This is a genomic window from Micromonospora sp. NPDC049374, from assembly GCF_040677165.1.
Taxonomy (GTDB): Bacteria; Actinomycetota; Actinomycetes; order Mycobacteriales; family Micromonosporaceae; genus Micromonospora.
Genome location: NZ_JBFAQH010000022.1, coordinates 14,039 through 36,660, shown reverse-complemented (window position 1 = coordinate 36,660; position 22,622 = coordinate 14,039). Strand labels below are relative to the sequence as shown.

At 72.0% G+C, this 22,622-nt stretch carries 18 protein-coding genes and 1 tRNA gene; 1 reads left to right on the top strand and 18 read right to left on the bottom strand.

Annotation, left to right across the window (positions count from 1 at the left end; all coding sequences use genetic code 11):
* Positions 1-32: 32 nt before the first annotated feature.
* The 10 genes from AB0J93_RS27300 to ald form a co-directional block, all read right to left on the bottom strand.
* Positions 33-1,265, bottom strand: coding sequence for a site-specific integrase (locus AB0J93_RS27300; RefSeq protein WP_363925176.1), 1,233 nt, complete (start codon positions 1,263-1,265; stop codon positions 33-35).
* Between the two features lie 862 nt (positions 1,266-2,127).
* A tRNA-Pro gene (locus AB0J93_RS27295) sits at positions 2,128-2,201 on the bottom strand.
* 201 nt (positions 2,202-2,402) lie between these two features.
* Positions 2,403-3,803, bottom strand: coding sequence for a ribosome biogenesis GTPase Der (der, locus tag AB0J93_RS27290; RefSeq protein ID WP_363925175.1), 1,401 nt, complete (start codon positions 3,801-3,803; stop codon positions 2,403-2,405).
* Complete coding sequence (cmk, locus tag AB0J93_RS27285) at positions 3,800-4,480, bottom strand: (d)CMP kinase (RefSeq protein ID WP_363925174.1); 681 nt, start codon at positions 4,478-4,480, stop codon at positions 3,800-3,802. Before cmk ends, der begins: the two co-directional genes overlap by 4 nt.
* A 147-nt stretch (positions 4,481-4,627) precedes the next feature.
* Complete coding sequence (locus AB0J93_RS27280; protein WP_093409729.1) at positions 4,628-5,398, bottom strand: pseudouridine synthase; 771 nt, start codon at positions 5,396-5,398, stop codon at positions 4,628-4,630.
* Entirely contained in the window at positions 5,385-6,389 is a 1,005-nt protein-coding gene (scpB, locus tag AB0J93_RS27275) for an SMC-Scp complex subunit ScpB (RefSeq protein ID WP_363925173.1), read from the bottom strand. Before scpB ends, AB0J93_RS27280 begins: the two co-directional genes overlap by 14 nt.
* Positions 6,386-7,438, bottom strand: a complete 1,053-nt coding sequence (locus AB0J93_RS27270) for a ScpA family protein (RefSeq protein WP_363925214.1) — start codon at positions 7,436-7,438, stop codon at positions 6,386-6,388. Before AB0J93_RS27270 ends, scpB begins: the two co-directional genes overlap by 4 nt.
* A 139-nt stretch (positions 7,439-7,577) precedes the next feature.
* The gene (locus AB0J93_RS27265) at positions 7,578-8,501 is read right to left on the bottom strand and encodes a ParA family protein (RefSeq protein WP_164450082.1); all 924 of its coding nucleotides are present in this window, start codon (positions 8,499-8,501) and stop codon (positions 7,578-7,580) included.
* A gap of 275 nt (positions 8,502-8,776) precedes the next feature.
* Complete coding sequence (locus tag AB0J93_RS27260; protein ID WP_363925213.1) at positions 8,777-9,778, bottom strand: site-specific tyrosine recombinase XerD; 1,002 nt, start codon at positions 9,776-9,778, stop codon at positions 8,777-8,779.
* Positions 9,775-10,890: an alanine dehydrogenase gene (gene ald / locus AB0J93_RS27255; RefSeq protein ID WP_363925172.1), complete on the bottom strand. Its 1,116-nt coding sequence runs from the start codon at positions 10,888-10,890 to the stop codon at positions 9,775-9,777. Before ald ends, AB0J93_RS27260 begins: the two co-directional genes overlap by 4 nt.
* A 291-nt stretch (positions 10,891-11,181) precedes the next feature.
* Here ald and AB0J93_RS27250 point away from each other — a divergent pair, with 291 nt between their 5' ends.
* Complete coding sequence (locus AB0J93_RS27250; protein WP_363925171.1) at positions 11,182-11,439, top strand: TM2 domain-containing protein; 258 nt, start codon at positions 11,182-11,184, stop codon at positions 11,437-11,439.
* 104 nt (positions 11,440-11,543) lie between these two features.
* On the opposite strand, the gene AB0J93_RS27245 is transcribed toward AB0J93_RS27250, so the two are convergent.
* The 8 genes from AB0J93_RS27245 to steA all read right to left on the bottom strand — a co-directional run bounded on the left by AB0J93_RS27245 (position 11,544) and on the right by steA (position 22,564).
* Positions 11,544-12,149 (bottom strand): NUDIX hydrolase, encoded by a 606-nt coding sequence (locus tag AB0J93_RS27245; RefSeq protein ID WP_363925170.1) that lies wholly within the window; start codon positions 12,147-12,149, stop codon positions 11,544-11,546.
* A 76-nt stretch (positions 12,150-12,225) separates the two neighbouring features.
* Positions 12,226-13,965: a CTP synthase gene (locus AB0J93_RS27240; RefSeq protein WP_363925169.1), complete on the bottom strand. Its 1,740-nt coding sequence runs from the start codon at positions 13,963-13,965 to the stop codon at positions 12,226-12,228.
* A 135-nt stretch (positions 13,966-14,100) separates the two neighbouring features.
* Positions 14,101-16,461 (bottom strand): hypothetical protein, encoded by a 2,361-nt coding sequence (locus AB0J93_RS27235; RefSeq protein WP_363925168.1) that lies wholly within the window; start codon positions 16,459-16,461, stop codon positions 14,101-14,103.
* Positions 16,461-17,636, bottom strand: a complete 1,176-nt coding sequence (locus AB0J93_RS27230; RefSeq protein ID WP_363925167.1) for a glycosyltransferase family 4 protein — start codon at positions 17,634-17,636, stop codon at positions 16,461-16,463. Before AB0J93_RS27230 ends, AB0J93_RS27235 begins: the two co-directional genes overlap by 1 nt.
* Before the next feature lie 108 nt (positions 17,637-17,744).
* Positions 17,745-19,379 (bottom strand): lipid II flippase MurJ, encoded by a 1,635-nt coding sequence (locus AB0J93_RS27225; protein WP_363925166.1) that lies wholly within the window; start codon positions 19,377-19,379, stop codon positions 17,745-17,747.
* Position 19,380: 1 nt separating this feature from the next.
* On the bottom strand, positions 19,381-20,247 hold the full coding sequence (locus AB0J93_RS27220) for a hypothetical protein (RefSeq protein ID WP_363925212.1): 867 nt from the start codon (positions 20,245-20,247) through the stop codon (positions 19,381-19,383).
* Between the two features lie 169 nt (positions 20,248-20,416).
* The gene (locus AB0J93_RS27215) at positions 20,417-21,358 is read right to left on the bottom strand and encodes a copper transporter (RefSeq protein ID WP_363925165.1); all 942 of its coding nucleotides are present in this window, start codon (positions 21,356-21,358) and stop codon (positions 20,417-20,419) included.
* Between the two features lie 27 nt (positions 21,359-21,385).
* Complete coding sequence (gene steA / locus AB0J93_RS27210) at positions 21,386-22,564, bottom strand: putative cytokinetic ring protein SteA (protein WP_363925164.1); 1,179 nt, start codon at positions 22,562-22,564, stop codon at positions 21,386-21,388.
* Positions 22,565-22,622: the final 58 nt, after the last annotated feature.

Below are 22,622 nucleotides of genomic sequence, written 5' to 3'. Positions count from 1 at the left end.
CCGGACGTCCAAATAGCCGACCTGCAAGCCGCCTACCAGGGCTGGCCCGGCAGCCAGGCTGAGAAGGCCGCACTCGCGGCACTGGTGCTTCGCGTCCGAATCGAGCGCATGGCAGCCAGTCTGCCCAGCACGGTGATAGCCGCGAAGCCTGACATCTCCATGATTGAGCGACGGTTGTATCTCAGCATCGGCGAGCCCGGCTTGTCACCGGAGGGCCAGACACGGCGGATGCGGGTGATCGCCGGTGCGCTCGAGGCATACGTCGCCATCTGCGAGATCCTGCATGGCCGAAATCCGGATCCGGCGCCTCCTCTGGAGGACGTGGCCTCGTGGACCGTCGCTGTTGACGCGCTTGAGGAGGACCTTTGCCAGGCACCGGCTACCGTGCGAGCCAAAGCGCCGCAGGGCGCGACCGCAGGAGTATGAGCCACGGTGACAGGTGGCCGTGCTTGCGCCGACGAAGGGCGGACACGGCCACCCACGTGGTGCAGTCCCTTGTCGTACGAGCCGCGTGAACCTACTCCGGGATCTGCGGTGGTTCGGTGAGCAGTTTGGGCGATGTGTTCGGTGGCTTGTTGGCGGCGGGTGGCATTGATGCGGGTGTAGTAGCGCATGAGGGTGCCTGGGTCGTGGCCGAGTCGTTCGGCGACTTCGTGGATGCCGTATCCGGCGTCGAGGTAGGTGGAGGCGAGCAGGTGCCGGATCTGGTGGGGTCCGATGGGGCGGACTCCGGCGCGGGTGGCGAGGTGGTTGAAGCGGCTGGTGACATTGTCGGGCCGCAGGGGATGGCCGGTGCGGCCGGTGAACATGTACCGCGAACCAGCGGTGACTTTCGTGGCGGTGAGGGTCTTGAGGGTCGCCGGGTCGAGGATGAGGGTTCGGGTGCTGTTGTGGGACTTGGGTGGCTTGTCGCGGACTCGGCTGGCCGGGTCTTCGACGACGCGTTGCCGGCGGACGGTGAGGGTGGCCAGGTCCGGTTCCAGGTCGCGCCACTGCAGGCCGCACAGTTCGCCGCGTCGTAGGCCGGTGACCAGCAGCAGCCGCCACAGCGGGTAGAGCCGGTCCTGGTGGGCGTGGTCGAGGAAGCGGCGCGCTTCGGTGAGGGTCCAGACAGGCCGCAGGGTGTCGCTTTCGCGTGGCCGGTGCGCGCCGAGGGTCAAGCCGGTCTGTTCGCCGTATGCCTTGGTCAACACGAGGTCGAGGGTGCGCAGGGTGGTGCGGGAGTAGCCGGCCGCTTCCAGGTGGCGGTAGGCGCGCTCGGTCATCCGGGCGCTGAGCCGCGAGGCTCGTACGGTGCCCAGGTAGGGGTAGATCAGGCTGAGCAGCCACGTGTAGTTGTAGACAGTGTTCGGCTGTAGTTCCTGCTCACGGGCACGAAGCCAGTCCCGGCAGAGGGTTTCGACGGTGTCGGTGAGCCTCGGCCGGACCGTCCGCGCGTCACGTTGGCGGCTGAGCCGACGGTACTCGGCCAACGCCGTCTTCTCCGTCACGAACCCCGTCCGACGGGCCTGCATCCGCGCCCCGTTACGGTCACGTCCCATCTCCAACCGGAACCCGTACAACCCGGTGACCGGATCCCGAACGATCACACCATCATCGACCACGACGACCTCCTCACCGCCCGGCAATCACCTCCAGCACTGGAGGCCCACCCCGCCATGGGAACCCCGCCACCCGCCGACACGACGGACCGGCTGCCCGCCGCAGAACACGCGCAGCCGCCCATCCGGTTCGGGGTCGATCGTGACGGGCGGCGGGAAGCACCGACGTCACCGTACGGACATCCGTGTCGGAGGTGTGTCGTGATCATCCACAAGGGACGAATGTCGATACCTTAGGCAAGCCCTTCCGGGGCGGGGTGCCCAAGACGCAGGAAGCCTCCGGGCCACATGGCAGAGAACAAGGCCGTTACGCCTGCTCAAGCGGCCTGCACCGTCATCGCGATCTCTACCGAACTCCGCACAACATCGGATGCCGCCGCGCCACGCGCACTCGTCGCCCGAACGCAGGCAGGACGGCGATCGACCCCAGACCGTACGCTCATACGGGCAGAATCACGTGTCGAAACCCGATCTACACATCCATAGAAATAACTGAAAAGGGCCAGCTGAGCTGGCCTTTTTCAAGTCGGGACGGCCGGATTCGAACCGACGACCCCTTGACCCCCAGTCAAGTGCGCTACCAAGCTGCGCCACGTCCCGATTGCCTCCACAGGGAACTCCCCGCGACAGCCGGTACAGCTTAGCGCAGGCCCTGCTCCGCTCGCACCGGCCCCTCCTGCCGCCCCCGGTACCACCGGTGTCGCGTCCGCGCTGGCTCCTCGTGTGGGATGCCGCACCACCCCTAGAGCATCCTAGGAAACTGGATGCCCCGGGCGGCCTGGGGCAGCGGTGATCCGAGGGTCAGCCGTGGGCCTTGCCGCGGCCGCCGGGGCCGAGCTTCTTGCGGGGGCGTACCGAAATCTCGATCGGGCTGCCCTCGAAGCCGAACTCCTCACGCAGCTTGCGCTCGACGAAGCGCTGGTAGCCGGCGTCCAGCGGACCTGTGGTGAAGAGCACGAAGCGGGGCGGTGCCACCCCCGCCTGGGTGGCGAAGAGGATCCGGGGTGCCCGACCGCCCCGCACCGGGTGTGGGGTCGCCTGGACCAGCGCGGTCAGCCAGGCGTTGAGCTGTGCGGTGGGGATCCGGGTCTCCCAGCTGTCCAGCGCCCGGTGCAGGGCGGCGGCGAGCTTGTCGACCGCCCGGCCGGTTTTCGCCGACAGGTTCAGCCGGATCGCCCACGGGATGCGGCGCAGTTCCCGTTCGATCTCCTTGTCCAGGTAGTACCGGCGGTCGCCATCGACCAGGTCCCACTTGTTGAAGGCGATCACCAGCGCCCGGCCGGACTCGGTGACCATGGACAGGATCCGCTGGTCCTGCTCGCTGATCGGCTCGCTGGAGTCGAGCAGCACCACCGCCACCTCGGCCGCCTCGATCGCCGAGGCGGTACGCAGGCTGGCGTAGTACTCGGTGCCGCTGGCCCGGCCGACCCGCTTGCGCAACCCGGCCGTGTCCACCAGGTGCCAGGTGTCACCACCGATGGCGACCAGGCTGTCCACCGGGTCGACGGTGGTTCCGGCAACCGCGTCGACGACCGCCCGTTCCTCGCCGGAGAAGCGGTTCAGCAGGCTGGACTTACCGACGTTCGGCCGTCCCACCAACGCCACCCGACGCGGACCCCGGGGGCGGTACTCCGCCACCTTCGGTGCCTCCGGCAGCGCCGCCAGGATGGCGTCGAGCAGGTCTCCGGAGCCGCGCCCGTGCAGTGCCGACACCGGGTGCGGTTCGCCGAGGCCGAGTGACCACAGCGAGGTGGCCTCCAGCTCGATGTTGGCGTTGTCGGCCTTGTTGGCCACCAGGATCACCGGCTTGGCGCTGCGGCGCAGCATCTTCACGGCCGCCTCGTCGACGTCGGTGGAGCCCACCGTCGCGTCGACCACGAAGACCACCACGTCGGCGGTCAGCACGGCGGTCTCGGCCTGCGCGGCGATCGCTGCGGCGCGATCCTTCGCGTCCGGTTCCCAACCGCCGGTGTCCACCACGGTGAACGCCCGCCCGGACCACTGCGCGTCGTAGGGCACCCGGTCGCGGGTGACCCCCGGCACGTCCTCGACGACCGCCTGGCGGCGGCCGATGATGCGGTTCACCAGCGTGGACTTGCCCACGTTGGGGCGGCCGACCACGGCCACCACCGGCTGTGGACCGGTCTGCTCCTCGGTGTCCAGGTCCGGCTCACGCAGCTCGACCCAGCCGTCGTCACTCACGCCACTGACCGTTCGGCCAGCAGTGCCCGCAGCCGCGCCACGACCTCGTCGATGCCCAGCTCGGTGGTGTCGAGCACCACCGCGTCCGGCGCCTGGGCCAGTGGGTCGGCCTTGCGGGTCGAGTCCAGCTGGTCACGCCGGGCCAGGTCGGCGGCGGTGGCCGCGACGTCGGAGGCGTCCTCGGCGCTACGCCGCGCGGCACGCGCCGCCGCCGACGCGGTCAGGTACACCTTCAGGTCGGCGTCGGGCGCCACCACGGAGCCGATGTCCCGTCCCTCGACCACGATCCGTCCCGCCTTGCTGATCATGTCCCGCTGGCGGGCCACCAGTAGCGCCCGGACCGCCGGCACGGCAGCCACCGCCGAGACGGCGGCCGTCACCTCGGGGCCGCGGATGTCGGTCTCGACGTTCACCCCGTCGACCGTCACGCCGTACCCCGCGGGGTCGGTGCCGATGCGCAGGTCCGCCTCGCCGGCGACCTTCGCCACCGCCTGCGCGTCGGTCAGGTCGACGCCGGAGCGCAGCACCGCCCAGGTGATCGCCCGGTACATCGCACCCGTGTCGAGGTAACGCCCGCCGAGGCTCGTGGCGAGCCGCCGGGAGACGGTGGACTTACCCGAACCGGACGGCCCGTCCACAGCGACCACGCAGCGCCCGGCCGGCACGTTTTCCTCCACCGTCGTCCTCCTCAGCCCGTACCTCACGATCCGTCAGCGACGACCGCGAGCGGTTGACCACACAATTCCAATGATGCCCGGCGCCGCGGAGCGCCACCGGCCGGGCCGTCAGGCAGCCTACCCGCAGCCGTACCCGCGACTGCCGCCTCAGTCACCCACGGCCTTGAACAGGGCGGCGACCTCCGCGTTGGTCAGCCTCCGGGTACGCCCGGCACGAAGGTCGCCGAGCCGGATCGGCCCGATGGAGGTACGCACCAGTCGGCTCACCGGGTGGCCGACCTCCGCGAGCAGCCGTCGTACGATGTGTTTGCGGCCTTCGTGCAGGGTCAGCTCGACCTGAGCGGTACGCCCCAGACTGTCCACCACCCGGAAGGCGTCGACGGTCACCGGGCCGTCCTCCAGCTCCACCCCGGCCGCCAACCGCTTGCCGAGGTTGCGCGGGATCGGGCCGGAAACCTCACACAGGTAGGTCTTCGGCACCCCGTAGGAGGGGTGCATCAGCCGGTGCGCCAGGTTGCCGTCGTTGGTGAGCAGCAGCAGGCCCTCGCTGTCCGCGTCGAGCCGCCCGACGTGGTAAACGCGCTGCTCGACCCGGTTGCCGAGAAAATCGGCAAGCGCGGTACGCCCCTTCTCGTCCGCCATGGTGGAGACCACCCCGCGCGGCTTGTTCATGGCCAGGTACACCAGCCGGGTGTCGGCCGCCAGCCGCTCACCGTCGACGTGGATGACCGCCGTGGTCGGGTCGACCTTGTCGCCGAGCTGCGCCACCCGCCCGTCGACCGTCACCCGCCGACGGAAGATCAGATCCTCGCAGGCACGCCGGGAGCCGACACCGGCGGCGGCGAGCACCTTCTGCAGGCGTTCCGGGCCGGTGTAGACAGGGGCGTCGGGGCGGGGGGTGCGGTCATCGCGCGGCATCGGCAAGCTCTTCTACGTCGTCGGGGAGGAAGGGGGCCAGGGGCGGCAGGTCGTCGAGGCTGTTCAGGCCGAGCTTCTCCAGGAACAGGGTGCTCGTCCGGTACAGGTAGGCCCCGCTGTCGGACTCGGTGCCGCACTCCTCGACCAGGCCGCGAGAGACCAGGGTACGGATCACCCCGTCACAGTTGACACCGCGGATGGCGGAAATGCGCGACCGGGTCACCGGCTGCTTGTACGCCACCACGGCCAAGGTCTCCAGCGCGGCCTGGGTCAGCCGAACCGACTGCCCGTCGAGGATGAACCGCTCGACATGAGTGGCGTATTCCGCTCGGGTGTACAGCCGCCACCCGCCCGCTGCCCGGCGCAGCTCGAATCCGTGGCCAGCCGCGGTGAAGCCGGCGGCGATCTCGTCCAGCATCGGGCCGATCCGCTCGGCGGGCTGCTCCAACACCTGGGCGAGGACCAGCTCACTCACCGGTTCATCCACCACCAGCAGAATCGCCTCCAACGCGCCGCGCAACTCGGCGTCGTCGAGCTCCGGCACCGGTTCCGGTGCCGGCCGTACCCGCGCCACCGACCGCTTCCGCCCCGAACCCGGTGCGCCCTCCCCCGAGTCGCTGCGCCCCAGGTCCCCTCCCGAGGCACTCACTCCCCCAACGCTCTCCCCCGCAGCGCCCTCCCCTCCCCCGGTACCTTTCTCGACCCGCGTGATCTTGGACGGAAACGGCCCCTGGAGGGGCACTTGCGCACCAAGATCCGCAGCGCCTACCGCAGCGGAGAGCGGGGCAGGGGTGGAAGGTGGGGTGGGGGCGGTGGCTGGGGCCGGATCGGCCGGTGCGAACCCGTCGGTAGATGGGGACGCATCCGTCGGCGCGGACGTATCGGCGGGTGGGGCGGCGTCCTCCGGTGGCGCTGAGGCGGGGCGCTGCCAGGGCGGTACCCAGGCCGCGGCCTGCTCGGCCAGGGAATCCGGCCGCTCTTCGTTGCTCATCCAGCTCGCTCCTCGGTCGTTCCCTTCGGATCAGCCTCGCCGACCTCGACACCCCCGCCACCATCGGCAGCATCAGCCCCGCCGACCTCGACACCGCCGGCACCAGCCCGCTCAGCGTCGGCACCAGCCCCGCCGGGGTCGGCCCTGTGCGCGTCGGTACCGCCCCCGGGCGGAACGGACAGGCCGCCGGGCGGCTCGGTGGCAGGCTCGGGTGGTGTGCCGGCGTACTCGTCGATGGTCAGCGCCGTGCCGCCGTCGGCGGGACCTGTCCAGCGCACGGTCAACTCCTCCAGCGCCTGCTCCTGGACGAAGGCCACCACACCCTGCCGGTACAACTCGAGCAGGGCGAGGAATCGGGCAACCACCTCCAGGGTGGCCTCGCAGTCGGCGCAGAGCAGCGAGAAGCTGGCGGTGCCGGCCCGACGCAGCCGTTCGGCGATGATGCCGGCGTGTTCCCGGACGCTGACCCGGACCATGTGCACGTGGGCGACGGACACCTCGGGTACCGGTTTCGGGGTCATCGCCCGCACCGCCAGCTTGAGCAGCCGTTGCGGGCCGATCCCCAGCACCAGGTCGGGCAGCGCCTCGGCGTACCGGGCTTCGAGGGTGACGGCCCGCGGGTAGCGCCGACCGCCGACCTCCTCCAGTGCGGCGATGTGCGCCGCCGCCTCCTTGTAGGCCTTGTACTGCAACAGCCGGGCGAAGAGGAGGTCCCGCGCCTCCAGCAGGGCCAGGTCCTCCGGGTCCTCGACCTCGGCGGCGGGCAGCAGCCGGGCGGCCTTCAGATCGAGCAGGGTCGCGGCGACCAGGAGGAACTCGCTCGCCTCGTCCAGATCCCAGTCGTCACCCATGGCCCGGATGTAGGCGATGAACTCGTCGGTCACCTGGTGCAGGGCGACCTCGGTGACGTCGAGCTTGTGCTTGCCGATCAGTTGCAGCAACAGGTCGAACGGGCCGGTGAAGTTGGCCAGCCGCACAGTGAACCCGGCGCCCTCCGCCGGCTCAGCGCCCTCCGGGAGCCCAGCAGCCTCCGCCGGCTCAGCAACGATCCTCGGCTCCCCGGTGCTGTCCGGGGCCGGTGCGTCAGCCGCCACGGGCAGCGGTTCCGCTGCGGCGGTCGGGTCGAGGGACGGGGCGCTCACGTCGACGACGGTAGTCCACGGTCGGGACACCTCGGTTCAGCGCCTCCTACCGCTCGGCCTGCGCGGCGATCACCTCGCGGGCCAGCTGACGGTAGTTGCGGGCACCCGAGGAGGCCGGGTCGAGCGTGGTGATGGGTGAGCCGGCGACGGTGGACTCGGGGAACTTGACGGTCTTGGTGATCACCGTCTGGTAGACCTTGTCGCCGAACGCCTCCACCACCCGTTGGAGCACCTGCCGACAGTGCGTGGTACGGCTGTCGTACATGGTGGCGAGGATGCCCTCGAGCTCCAGGTCGAAGTTCAGCCGCTCGCGCACCTTGTCGATGGTGTCCAGCAGCAGCGCCACGCCGCGCAGGCTGAAGAATTCGCACTCCAGCGGGATAAGCACGCCGTGTGCGACGGTCAGCGCGTTGATCGCCAGCAGACCGAGTGACGGCTGGCAGTCGATCAGGATGTAGTCGTACTCCTTGCGGATGCTCTTGAGCACCCGGGCCAGAGCCATCTCGCGGGCGACCTCGTTGACCAGCTGGATCTCGGCGGCGGAGAGGTCGATGTTCGCCGGCAGCAGGTGCAGCCCGGCCACGTCCGTCTTGATGAGCACGTCATCGGCGGTGACGTCGTCCTGCATGAGCAGGTTGTAGACCGACAGATCCAGGTTGTGCGGGTTGACGCCCAGCCCGACCGAGAGGGCGCCCTGCGGGTCGAAGTCGACAAGCAGCACCTTACGGCCGTACTCGGCGAGTGCGGCTCCGAGGTTGATGGTCGTGGTGGTCTTGCCGACCCCGCCCTTCTGGTTGGCCATCGCGATGATGCGGGCCGGCCCGTGCCGGTCGGTGGGCATGGGCTCCGGGATCGGCTTGCGCATGGTGTAGGCGGCCGGGTCCGCCGGGCCCAGATCCGAGCCGAGGGCGTTTTGCTGCTCGCGGAGCTCCGACGTCCAGGTCTCGGCACGGTCACCGTTGCCAGCCATGCTCGTTGCCCCCTCCCGACGACCGTGCGGCGTCGGAGCCGCCCGACGTCCTTCGCGGCGCCGCTGCGCACCCCGGTCCACTCGCCGCGAGGGCCGCGCCATGCCGACTGTACGCCACCGGCCAGCAGGGCGTTCGGCACCCGCTCGGCGTGTCGGCCGGCGGCACCGGCCACCAGCAGGTCACGCCGTCATCACGCCGCCGACAGCGGCCGGATCGGGCGGCGACCGTACCGTCGGTCACCGGCCGATCCGGCACGACAGACCACCGTCGACGGTCAGTTCAGGGCGCGGGGATGTGCGGTGGCGTAGACCTCACGCAACCGCTCGACGGTGACCAGGGTGTAGACCTGGGTGGTGGTGACCGAGGCGTGGCCGAGCAGTTCCTGCACCACCCGCACGTCGGCACCACCGTCGAGCAGGTGGGTGGCGTACGAGTGGCGCAACGTGTGCGGCGACACGGCGCGGGGGCCGTCGACGGTCAGCCCGGCCCGTTCGGCGGCGCGGCGCAGGATGGTCCATGCGCCCTGCCGGGTCAGCGGGCCACCCCGGGCGTTGAGGAAGATCGCCGGGGTGCCCCGGCCGGCGGCGGCCAGCCCTGGTCGGGCGCGCACCAGGTACGCACCGAGCGCCCGCAGCGCGTACCCGCCGATCGGCACCAGGCGGGTCCGTCCGCCCTTGCCACGCAGCACTGTCACCCCGTCGTCGAGGTCCACGTCGTCCACGGCGGCGCCGACGGCCTCGGAGATCCGCGCCCCGGTGCCGTACAGGAACTCCAGCAGCGCCCGGTCGCGCAGCGCCAACGGCGCGGTGTCCCCGGCCGCGTCGACCGGTCCGGCGGTCTCCAGCAGGGCGACCACGGCGTCGACCGGCAGCGCCCGGGGCAGTCGTCGCGGTGAAGCGGGAGGCCGCACGTCGCGGCTCGGGTCGGCGCCGGCCAGGCCCTCACGCAGCGCGAACCGGTGCAGTCCGCGTACCGCGCTGGCGGCCCGGGCCGCCGAGGAGACCGCGAGCGGCGGGTGCCCGTCGGCGCCGGAGCGCAGCCGGGCCAGATGGCGTTCGATCTCCCCTGCGGAGACGGCCGACAGGTCGGTCACCCCGGCGGTGGTCAGCGACCCGAGGTAACGGTCCAGGTCCCGGCGGTACGAGGCGAGCGTGTTCGCGGCCAGTCCACGTTCGACGGTGAGGTGGTCCAGGTAGCCGCGGACGGCACGGCGCAGGGCCGGCGCGGGTTGCTGGCCCTCGCCGGCCTCGTCCGAGGTGAACGGCTCGTCGGTCAGGCCAGCACCTCGGTCAACGGCAGGGTGGGCAGGCCGTGCGACTCGGCGACCGGACCGTAGACGACCTGTCCGTCGTGGGTGTTCAGGCCCAGCGCCAGCGCCGGGTCGCGACGTGCGGCCTCGCGCCAGCCGTGGTTGGCCAGTTCGAGGGCGTACGGGAGGGTGACGTTGGTCAGCGCGTAGGTGCTCGTGTTCGGCACCGCGCCGGGCATGTTCGCCACGCAGTAGAAGATCGAGTCGTGTACCCGGTAGACCGGGTCGGCGTGGGTGGTGGGCCGCGAGTCCTCGAAGCAGCCGCCCTGGTCGATGGCGATGTCAACGAGCACGCTGCCCGGCTTCATCCGGGAGACCAGCTCGTTGGGGATCAGCTTCGGCGCCTTCGCGCCGGGCACCAGCACCGCGCCGATGACCAGGTCCGCGTCCAGCACCGCCCGCTCGATCTCGTACGCGTTGGAGGCCACGGTCTGCAGGTGCCCCCGGTAAATGGCGTCGGCCTGGCGCAACCGGCCGACGTTCTTGTCGAGCAGCAGCACCTCCGACTGTAGGCCCAGGGCGATCGCGGCGGCGTTCATGCCCGACACACCGGCACCGATGACCACGGTCTTGGCCGCGTACACGCCCGACACGCCACCGGGCAGCACCCCCCGGCCACCACCGGTACGCATCAGGTAGAAGGCGCCGACCTGCGGGGCGAGCCGTCCGGCCACCTCGGACATCGGGGCGAGCAGCGGCAGCGACCGGTCCGGCAGCTCGACGGTCTCGTACGCGATGCCGGTCACCTTGCGGTCGATCAGCGCGTCGGTGCACTCCCGGGAGGCGGCCAGGTGCAGGTAGGTGAAGAGCACCTGCCCCTCGCGCATCCGGTGGTATTCCTCGGCCACCGGCTCCTTGACCTTCAGCACCAGGTCGGCGGCGTCCCAGACCTCGTCGGCGCTCTCCAGGATCTTGGCACCGGCGGCGGCGAACTCCTCGTCCGTGATGCTCGACCCGAGACCGGCGCCGGCTTCGACGAAGACCTGGTGACCGCCGCGAGTGAACTCGTTGACGCCTGCGGGCGTGATCGCCACCCGGTACTCGTGGTTCTTGACCTCGCGTGGGATGCCGACCTTCACGATGCTGACACCTCTCCTCGGGGCACGTTCACCCCGCTGCGCGGCGCCGCAGCGGCCCCATTGCCGCCCCGGTCAACCGGTCCCGCCGGCGGCAGTCTAGGCGTGACCGCAGGTCAGCGGAGCCTGCACTGTGACACCTGCTCGCCGTGGCCGTTGACGATGTGTCAGGTGTGAGTACCCAGGCCGTCGGTGGACGTCACATCAGCCGTCAGGACAGTCTTCGGCACCATCGTCCCATCTGGTGCACACCGGTGCGGACAGCACACGAGTGGATCACTATTGTGTCGCCCCATGACCACTCCTCCAATGCAGCCCGGGTACCCCCAGGGCGTTTCTGACAAGAGCAAGGTCGTCGCGGGCGTCCTCGGCATCGTGCTCGGCTTCTTCGGCGCCGGCCGCTTCTACATCGGCGACGTCAAGATCGGCGTACTGCAGCTCGTCGTGAGTGTCTGCACCCTCGGTATCGGCAGCATCTGGGGCCTCGTCGACGGCATCCTGATTCTGGTGAACGGCGGCGTCGACGCACAGGGCCGGCCGCTGCGCGACTGACCCACGGAACCACGCAGGGGCCGGGCGGTGTACCGCCCGGCCCCTGCGCCGCGTTCTCCACAAGACCGCACCCCAGCGCGAGCCTCTTGACGTCGCGTACCCGCTCAGCGGGGCAGCGGGGCGTCCGCCCGGCGCAACCCCGACCAGCCCGCCTCGCGGGCGCGGGCGGCGGCGAGCAGCCCGGCCACGCACGGTCCGTTACTGATCTCCCCCGCCAGCACCATGCCGACCGCCTCGTCCAGGTCGATCCGGACGATCTGCAGGTCGGCCTCCTCGTCGTGGCGGTCGTGTCGCTGCTCCACCGGCACCTCGCCGAGATCCCGGGCCAGGAAGACCCGGACCAACTCGTCGGTGAACCCGGGCGAGCTGTGCACGTCGACAAGCACGTCGAGCCGGCCGGCGGTGAGATCGACCTCCTCGGCCAGCTCACGCGTTGCCGTCACCGCCGGGTCCTCCCCGGAGACGTCGGTCAACCCGGCCGGCAACTCCCACAACCGCCGGCCCACCGGCTGACGGTACTGCCGGATCAACACCACCTGACCGGCGTCGTCCAGCGCCACCACCGCCACCGCGCCGACGTGCCGGACGAGGTCACGCGCGGCGGTGCCACCGCCGGGCATGGTGACCTCCTCGGTGACCACCTCGAAGATTCGGCCGCGGTAGCGCAGTTCCCGCGAGCGCACCTCGTAGCGGTGCTCAACGGCGCTCACGCCACCGCCTCGCTTCGCTCAACGGCGGCGCGAGACGCCGCGCTACCGCACCCCATGGCCCGCTCACTCCGGTCACTCACGAGGCCGAGGCCGCCTTCGTCGCGGCGCCGTTGCGGGTGGCCCGCTCGGCAGCGGCGGTGTCCAGGTCGACCGGAAGCTGATCGGCCTGCGAGTACATCACCGCGGCGTGAACGAAGGCGGCGAACAGCGGGTGCGGCCGGGTAGGGCGGCTCTTGAGTTCCGGATGCGCCTGGGTGGCCACGAAGAACGGGTGCAGATCCCGGTCCAGCTCGACGAACTCGACCAGCCGCCCATCCGGCGAGGTGCCCGAGATGTGCAGCCCGGCCTTGACGAGCTGGTCGCGGTAGGCGTTGTTCACCTCGTACCGGTGCCGGTGCCGCTCGCTGACCTGGGTGCTGCCGTACGCCTCGGCGACGATCGACCCCTCGGTGAGCGTCGCCGGGTACGCGCCCAGCCGCATCGTGCCGCCCAGGTCGCCCCTGCCGGCGACGATGTCCTGCTGGTCGGCCATGGTGGCGATGACCGGGTGCACCGCCTCGGCGTCGAACTCCACGGAGTTGGCGCCGTCCAGGCCGGCCAGGTGCCGGGCCACCTCGATGGTCATGCACTGCAGGCCCAGGCAGAGCCCGAGCAGCGGAATGCCGTTCTCCCGGGCGTACCGGGCGGTGCCGATCTTGCCTTCGATGCCCCGGACGCCGAAGCCGCCGGGGATGACGATGCCGTCGACCCCGGCCAGGGCCGCCGCCGCACCGGTCGGGGTGACGCAGTCGTCGCTGGGCACCCACCGCAGCTGTACCCGGGCGCGGTGGCCGAAGCCGGCCGCCCGGATCGCCTCGCTGACCGACAGGTACGCGTCAGGCAGGTCCACGTACTTGCCGACCAGGGCGACGGTGATGGTGTGCCGGGGCTGGTGCACCCGCTCCAGCAGGTCGTCCCAGCCTTCCCAGTCCACGTCCCGGAAGGAGAGGTTCAGCCGGCGCACCACGTACGCGTCGAGCCCCTCCCGGTGCAGCACCTTCGGGATGTCGTAGATGCTTGGCGCGTCCGGCGCGGCGATCACCGCCTCGGCGTCGACGTCGCAGTAGAGGGAGAGCTTGTGCTGGAGCTTCTCCGGGATGTCCCGGTCGGAACGGCAGACGATGGCGTCGGGCTGGATACCGATGCTGCGTAGCTGGGCCACCGAGTGCTGGGTGGGCTTCGTCTTGAGCTCCCCGGAGGGGGCGAGGTAGGGCACCAGCGAGACGTGCAGATAGAAGCAGTTGTCCCGGCCCAGGTCGTGGCGCACCTGGCGGATCGCCTCCAGGAACGGCAGCGACTCGATGTCACCGACCGTGCCGCCGACCTCGGTGATCACCACGTCCGGGGTGCGGCCGTCGTCGTCCGGGTCGGCCATGGCCAGGATCCGGGACTTTATCTCGTTGGTGATGTGTGGGATCACCTGGACGGTGTCTCCGAGGTACTCACCGCGCCGCTCCTTGGCGATCACTTCGGAGTAGATCTGGCCGGTGGTGACGTTGGCCTTGCCGGACAGCGCCCGGTCCAGGAAACGCTCGTAGTGACCGACGTCGAGATCCGTCTCGGCACCGTCCTCGGTCACGAAGACCTCACCGTGCTGGAACGGGTTCATCGTGCCCGGGTCGACGTTGAGGTACGGGTCGAGCTTCTGCATCACCACGCGAAGCCCCCGCGCGGTCAGCAGGTTGCCGAGACTGGAGGCGGTGAGCCCCTTACCCAGCGAGGAGGCGACGCCTCCGGTGACGAATATGTGCCTGGTCGTCCGTGCTGAAGGGGCCAAGGCCTGCTCCCGTGTCGTCCGTCGCGGTCGTGCAGACCGCCGAGCCGATCAGCGAAGTGATCACGCGATCCACGGGATTCCACGGTAACACCTCCCCAACGGCCGGCCGGTGCCGCACCCGGTACCGCCGCCGAGTCACCCGGTCGCGACCTCGGCCGACGACCGTGCGTCCGACCCACCGTCACCCGACCCGCCGCCAGCCGGCCCACCGTCACCCGACCCGCCGCCAGCCGGCCCACCGTCACCCGGCCCACCGTCACCCGACCCGCCGCCAGCCGGCCCACCGTCACCCGACCCGCCGCCAGCCGGCCCACCGTCTCCCGGCCCACCGCCGGCCGGACCGCCATCAGCCGACCCGCCATCGCCCGGCCCGCCGCCGGCCGGGCGGTCCGCCCCCGGCCGGGTCCGGTCCGCCGAGTGGTCGAGCACCCGCAGCGCCGACAGCGCCGCCAACGGCACCACCACGGCCGCCGCAGCCCCGGCCACGTCCAGCGCCGCGGCGCTCAGCAGGCCACCGATCACCGCCGCCACCGCGGTGCCCGCCATCGCCGCGCGGATCGCCGGGTAGATGCCGAACAGCCGCATGAGCCCGCCCCAGGGTTGCAGCAGCGCGAACCAGACCAGCAACGCACCGACCAGCGCCAGCACCGTCAGCGGACTGTTGACAAGCGTGTCGAAGCTGGCGGCACTGGACCGCTGCACGGTCAGCCCGCCGGTACCGTCGCCGAGCGCGGCCAGGAACCGGCCGAGACTGCCCCGCTCCGCCGGGGCCCGACCCAGATCCACCACCGCGAACCCGACCGTCACGGCCAACCCGGCCATGGCCGCCCAGGCGAGCCGGGTCAGCGTCAGCCAGCCACCCGCGCTGATCGCCGCCGCCACGCTCACCCCGGCGGTCAGGGCGATCGCACCGATCGAGTCGGCACCCAGATACGCGCTGCCGACGATCACGACGGCGGCCCCGCCCACGATCACCATGACCGTCGGCCGCCAACCACGGCGTACCCGTTGGGCGAGCCAGCCGGCGCTGAGCAGGGCGGCGGCGACGAACACCCCGAGACCGACGGTACCGAGGCCGGCATAGCGGCCACCCTCCAGCGCGGAGTAGCCCACCACCCCGTTGAGCTGCAACCGGGCACCGGTGACGACGTCCAGGCCGACAGCCAACGTGGTCAACCCGGCCACCGCGCCGAGCGGGCCGAGGGTGGTGCGGTAACCGGGGGCGAGCCGTACCAGCAGCGTCGCCGCAGCCAGCAACACGGCGGTCAGCCCGGCGAACGAGGCCGCCGGATGAGCGAAACGCCACCACGGCGCGGCCTCGGCGACCAGCGCCGCCGGTATCGCCAGCGCGGCGGCGACCAGCAGCACCTCCACCGTCGCCACCACCGGACGCGGCACCGGTTTCGGTCCGTACGGCCCGGCGTGCCGGCGGGCCCGGCGCAGCAGCGGTAGCACCGCCACCGCGAGCGCCACCTGCACGACGGCCAACAGGGTGAAGAACCCGCCGGCCACCTCCCGCTGGGCGGCGGCCTCCCGGTCCGCGTCCGCCGGCTCGGCGATCGCGGCGGACAGATCGGCCGGCCGGCCACCGACGGACTCGGCGGGTCGACCCAGAAACGGCCGGTCCGGCATCGGGCGCCCCAGGGCGGACAGCGCGGTCGGGGCCAGGTCGATCAGTTGCAGGTAGCCGCGGCGGTCCGTGCTGGGCGAGGTCAGCCAGCCCTCCTCCCAACCCGGTCCGTGGGCGACGGCCACGTGCAGCCGGGACGGCAACTGAGTGTCGGAGACCCCGGCGACGATCACCAGCGATCGTGGCGGCCGGCCGTCGAGCACCCGGGCCAGTTGCGCGTCGGCGGCACGAGCCGCCGACGCCCGTACCGCCGGGTCGTCGCCCTCAACCGTGCCGAGGTCGACGATGCTGAGCACGCAGGAGCCGAGCAGCCCGGCCGGTTCCTCGGGCAGCGTCGGCGCGTACCGGTCGACCCGGCCGAACGGGCGGGCCGCAGCCACCGCCGCGCCCGGTCCGACCGCCACCGAACACCGCACCGACTCCGACAACGCACCGGGTACCGTGCCCCACGGCAGCCGCTCCTGGTTGTGCAGGGCGACGCTCTCCTGATCCGGCAGGTTCGCACCGATGCCGTCCGGCTGCTCCACCGTCACGTCGACGGGCGGACACTTCCCGTCCCCGCCGCGGCTGCCGGGCCAGGCGGCGAAGCTGCCCGCGCCGAGAGTCAGCCAGCCGTCCACGGGGCAGGTGGGTCGGCGTGCGGAACGCACCGACAGCGACCCGATGGAGCCTTCGCGGGCCAGCCGCCACAGCGTCGGCGTACGCTCCGCGTCCACGTCGTCCCAGCGCAGCCCGGCCACGCCGACGAGGACCACGTAGTCGGCGCTCTGGCGGGCCGGCGGACTCTGCGGGCGGGCGGCCAGCGCGGTGACCCCGAGCGTCACCACCACCAGGGTGAGCAGGATCGGAGCGATACGGCGCAGCATCACCGGCGTCCCGTCGACGGTGCGCCGGCGTCCGGTGTTGCCGGCCCGGCCGGCCCGGGCGTCAGCTCGGCGTAGAGCGCCAGCAGTTGGGCGCGGGTCTGCGCCTCGGTCGGCCAGGTCAACGCCCGCGCCACACCGCGCCGCGCCAGTTCGGCGCGGCCAGCCTCGTCGTCGAGCAGGCCACGCACCGCCGCGTCGACCGCGTCCACATCGCCGGGCGACACCAGCACTGCCGCGTCACCGACCAGCTCCGGCAGCCCACCCACCGCGGTCGCCACCAGCGGTACGCCGGCCCGCAACGCCTCCTGCGCGAACAGCTGGCGGGCCTCCCAGTCGCTGGTCACCACCGCGAGGTCGGCGCCGGTGAGCAGGTCGGCCACGTCGGTGCGGTGCCCCAGCAGGGTGACCGGTGCGCGGGCGGCGCTGACCCGGGCGGCCAGCGGCAGGTAGGCCGGTCCGCTGCCGGCGATCACGACAATCGGCGGCGGGGTGCGCTCCCGCCATCGGGCGGCGGCGTCCACCAGCACGTCGTACCGCTTCTGCGGATGCAGCCGGCCCACCGACAGGATCAACGGCTGGTCGGCGGCGACCGCGAACTCGGCCCGCACCGCAGCCCGGCGACGGCGCGGCGCGGGCAGTTCCGGAGCGGCCACCGGGGCGAGCCGGGCATCCCCCGCGCCCAACGCGACGGCCCGCGCCACCAGGTCGGCGGAGGCACCGAGGGTCACCCGGGCACCCCGCGCCACGATCCGCTCCACCAGCCGGGACAGGGCACCGCGTACCCCGCCGGCCAGCACCGCGTTGTGCCAGGTGACCACGACCGGGGCCGCCGGCCGGGCCAGCACCGCCACCAGCCCGGCGCGCAGCCCGTGCGCGTGCACCACGCTGACCTGCTCGGTGGCGAGCAGCCGGCGCAGTACGCCGACCGCGCGGGCGTCGGCCGGAGTGGGACCCGCCGGGATCTCCACCGGCCGGAACCGGGCACCGGCGGCCACGAAGTCGAACTGGTCCTGGGTCGCCGCCGGCCCGCAGACCAACACCGGCTGCCCGGCCGCGGCCAACCCCCGCGCCACCGACCGGACATGCTGGCCGACACCGCCGGTGCTGGAGGCCAACAGCAGCACCACCGTCCCCGGCCGGTCCGGAACAGCCGCCGACCCATTCGTCGCGCTCACCGGACCAACTCTCCGTTCGCGACTGCGGGGCTCGCAAGCTCACTCCTCGCGCTCACCGGACCGACTCTCCGTTCGCGACTGCGGGGCTCGCAAGCTCACTCCTCGCGCTCACCGGGACCCCTCCTCCTTCCGGTCGCCTGGCCGGGCCCGGCGCAGGCGTCGACCCAGGCCGGTCAGCAGTGGCCGCAGATCCTGCCGGTCGACCAGCCACACCACGGCGAGGAACACGACAGCGACCAGGACTCCGGACAGCATGCCCTGCATCAGTGCCGTCCACCGCGCCGGGGGGTCGCCCTCGGCGCCCAGCAGCCGCAGCATCGCCACCGCGACGACGGCGGCCGTACCGCCGGCCAGCAGACCGGCACCGCCGGCCCGCCCGGCACCGGCCAACGCTTCCCGGCCAGCCGACCGGGCGACCGCGACCAGCAGCAGCACGCCGAGCAGCAGCATTCCCGCCGAGTTGGCCAACGCCACCGCCAGCACCCGATCGGCCACCGGGAGCAGCGCCGACAGCGGCAGCAACACCAGCGGCACCGCCAGCCAACCGGCGGTGATGGTGGCGGTCGCCGCCCGCGTCGCGCCCCGCGCGTACAACGCGCGCGACAGCACCGCGAACAGCCCGTAACCGATCAGCCCGGGGGCGTAGCCGGCGATCGCGTCGGCGGTCGCGTCGCTGTCGAGCGGGAAGAACCGGCCGATCGGGCCGGCCGCACCGACAAGCACCGCGGCGCCGAGGAAGCTGCACAACAGCACCCCGCGCAGGGTCGCCGACAGCACCTTCCGGTAGGTCCGCTCGTCCGTGCCCGCCGCCGTGGCCAGGGTCGGGTACGCGGCGGTGGCCAGCGGCACCGCCAGCACCGCCCAGGGCAGCAGGTAGAACGTCTGTGCCAGGTTGAACACCTGGAACGCCTCGGTCCGGCCGCTGGCGAGCCGGTAGAGGATCACCGCCAGCGCGACCTGCTGGGCGGTGACCGTCACCACACCGGCCACCGCCAGCCCGCCCACCCGGACCCGCGCGTCGGCTGGGAACGCGTACCCGGGACGCAGCGTCAGCCGCAGCCGACGCAGCGGGATCAGCAGCGACAGCGACAACACGACCACGCCGAGGGTGGTGCCGACCGACAGGATCAACTCACCGCCGTGGCCGGCCTGCGCGACGCTGGCTCCCGTGCCGGCGACCCCGGCGAAGACCAGGTAGACGACGACCACCGTGAGGCTGGACAGCAGCGGGGCGATCACCGGCCAGGCGAACCGCCGGTGCGCCTGGAGCACGCCGGTGAGCACGATGCCGATGCCGTACAGCGGCAGTTGCGGCGCGAAGACCCGCAGCATCCGGGCGCCGGCCGCCAGTTCCTCCGGTGACCGGCCGTCGCCGAGCGCGGCGATGATCGGCCCAGCGCCCAGGGCCACCAGCACCGCCAGCGGCACGAGCAGCGTCACCGTCCAGGTGAGCAGGGCGCCGGTGGTGGCCGCGACCGCCCGCCGGTCCCCCGCCGCGACCGCTCCGGCGAGCAGCGGTACGACCAGGCTGGCCAACGCCCCACCCGCGACGATCTCGAAGATGATGTTCGGGATGGTGTTCGCGAGGACGTACATCGCGCCCAGGTCGCTGTCCTGCACCACCCAGGTGAACACAGCGGTACGCCCGAACCCGGCCAGCCTGCTGAGCACGGTGAGTACGGCGATGAGGGCCGCCGCTCCGGCCAACCGGCCGGCGCCGGCGAGGGGGGCCGGTCTGGTCACGTCAGTCGGCGCGTCGGCCCAGCGCGTCGAGTTCACGCAGCCCCGGCGTGCTCGCGATGACCTTCGTGAAGCTCACCTTCTCGCTGGCGGCGGTGAGCCCGGCGAGGACGGCGAGCAGCCCGGCCCGGCCGACCGGGCCGGTGCGGGCGGCCAGCGCCACGCCGAGCACCGCGCCGAGGGCGTTCGCGCCGCTGTCGCCGAGCATCACGTCCTCGGCGAGGTCGGCGGGGAGCAGCCCGGCGGCGGCTCCGGCCGCACCCGCGGCGATCCCGCCGTGCCGGCCACCGCTCAGCGGCGCACCGAGCAGCAGGCCGGACTTCAGGGCCCGTCCGGGGCGCAGGTCGAGCAGGTTGACCAGGTTCGCCGTGCCGGCCACCACCCCCGCGCCGAGCAGCACGTCGACGCCCCGCGTCAACGTGCCCTGCCGGCGTCGGCGAGGATGCCCGGCCACGCCACGGTCGGCGGTGAGCAGGACGACCGCCCCCAGTCCGGCCGCACCCACCCCGACGATCTTGACTAGGCCGGCGGTGACCCGGCCCTGCCGCAACGCGGCCAGATGTCCGGCGAAACCCTTGGCCGCCTTCTGCTCCGGGCGGGCACCGACGACGTCGTCGTAGAGGCCCACGGCACCGGCACCGAGCCCGGCCACCAGGGTCGCCGCCCCGGCCGGCACGCTCGCCGCCCCGCAGGCCGCGGCACCCGAGGCCCCCAGCGCGAGGGCCGGGCCGGCGGCCAGGGTCACGCTGCGTCCCCGGAAGTTCGTCCGTTCCAGGGCCGACGCGGGTGCTGAGGTACGGATCTCGCGCAGCGCGTACCGGGCGGCGACCGCACCGATCCCGGCCACCAGGAGTCGACCGAAGACCGTCACGTCACCGTCCCGCTCACTCACGCCATCCCCTCCCGCCGGCCGGCGGAGATCGTCGGAATCGGGCACCCGGTGCCCCGTCACTGAACCTTGTCAACCTGTACCGCGCGGCGCGTGCGCACCTCCTCCGACCCGGCGACGGGTCGGACCGTGCGGGGAGGGTGAAACGGGTTCACTGGGGCAGTCTAGGCACCAGCGAGGCGGCGCTGTCACCGACGCCGAAGTGGCCGGCCTTGCGCTCGGCGAGCTGCTGCACCAGCGCCAGGGTGGTGACCAGTTGGCCCTGGACCGTGTTGGCGTTGTCGATGGTCGAGACGGTTTGGGCGAGCACCGCGTCGCCCCGGACGAAGGCCACCAGATTGCCGCCGGCCGAGCCGTTGCCGGCCACCACAATTCCCCCGGTCCGGTCGAACTGCTCGGCGATCTTGACCACGGATTCGTCCTTCTTGGCGGAGTCCTTGTCCACGTACGGCTGCCCACTGATCACCACGACGGCCTCGGCCGGCGCGGTGATCCGGTCCGAGGTGGTCAGGTAGTTGGCGTTGCCGTACGCGGCCAGCACCGCCCGCCGGTCGGCCTCGGTGACCGGCTCGGCGCCGGCGGGCTGGTCCAGCAGCACGGTGGCCAACAGGGCGCTGGAGGTCTCGACGCCGTGGCCGTTGCCGGGCAGCCCCGCGGTCGGCGCGTCGGTCGGTCGGGCCGCGGTGACCGCCAGTTCGAGCAGGTCGTTGTTGTTCTCCGGGTTGATGAACTTGTCCTGCAGGTCGATCCGCCCGGTGACGTCGGCACCGGCCAGCTGGAGCATGTTGAGCACACCCTCGGTGTGATCGCGACCGGTGGGCAGGCTGAGCACCAGCACCCGCTTGCCGCTGAGCGTGCCCGGCAGCATCACCTGGGCCATCTCGGCAGCGAACTCCTCCTCCAGCTCCAGTTCCCGCTGCATGTTCTGCACCGCCTGGCGCATCTGCTGGTTGTCCTTGCGCAGCTCGTTGACGGTCTCCCGGAGCGAGTCCGCGACCGGACCGTTCAGCGCGGCGGTGCCGACCACCAGGCCGATCGCGAGGGCGAGGAAGACCGCGGTCAGGGACACCACGTGGTACCGGAAGTTGATCACGCTTGAAGCCTCTTGATCGGTCGGGAGCTAGAAGAGCTGGCCGAGCTGGAACACGAAATTGTCCCACCACTCGGAGACCACGCCCAGGTACGCCTTGCCGACGGTGGAGACGGCCACCGCCGAGGCCATGGCGGCGAGTGCCGAGAGGACCAGCAGCAACAGGGACGACCCCGAGATGCTCTGCCGGTACAACCGGCTGACCCCCTTGGCGTCGACCAGCTTGCCACCGACCTTGAGCCGGGTGAGGAACGTCGACGCCATGCCACCGCGCCCCTTGTCGAGGAACTCGACGAGCGTCGCGTGGGTACCCACCGCGACGATAAGCGAGGCGCCCTTCTCGTCGGCCAGCAGCATGGCGAGGTCCTCGCTGGTGGCGGCGGCGGGGAAGGTCACCGCCGGTACCCCCAGGCCGTTGACGCGCGGCAGCCCCGGCGCCCGCCCGTCCGGGTACGCGTGCACGATCACCTCGGCGCCGCAGCGCAGCACGTCGTCGGTGACCGAATCCATATCACCGATGATCATATCTGGGGTGTAGCCCGCCTCGACCAGAGCGTCGGCGCCCCCGTCGACGCCGATCAGCACCGGCTTGAACTCCCGGATGTACGGGCGCAGCACGTCCAGGTCGGCCTTGTAGTCATAGCCCCGGACCACGATCAGACAGTGCCGGCCCTGCACCTCGGTGGCGATCTCGGGCACGCCGACACCGTCGAGCAGCAGGTCCCGCTCCTGCTTGAGGTAGTCCATGGTGTTGGCGGCGAACGCCTCCAACTGCACCGACAGGCCCTCCCGGGCGTCGGTCATCGCCTTGGCCACGCTCTCGGGGTCCTGGAGGCTGCCGTGCGCCACCGGATCGTCGTCCAGGTAGACGGTGTTGCCCTCGATGCGCACCGTGTCGCCCTCACGGATCCGCTCGAAGATGCCCTCGCCGAGGTCGTCGAGCAGCGGGATGCCCGCCGAGATCAACACCTCCGGCCCGAGGTTGGGGTAACGGCCGGAAACCGACGGTTTGGCGTTGAGCACTGCGCCGACACCGACCGCGACCAGCGAGTCGGCAGCGACCCGGTCCAGGTCGACGTGGTCGATGACCGCGATGTCGCCGGGGCGGAGCCGGCCGACCAGCCGCTTCGTACGGCGGTCGAGGCGCGCGGTGCCGAGGATCTGTCCCGGTTCCGCGTTCCGGGCCCGGCGCAACGTGGGTAGACGCATCGTGACCATCCTGGCATGTGAGGCAGGCGAATCTGTCGCGACATGCCTGAGCAGGGCC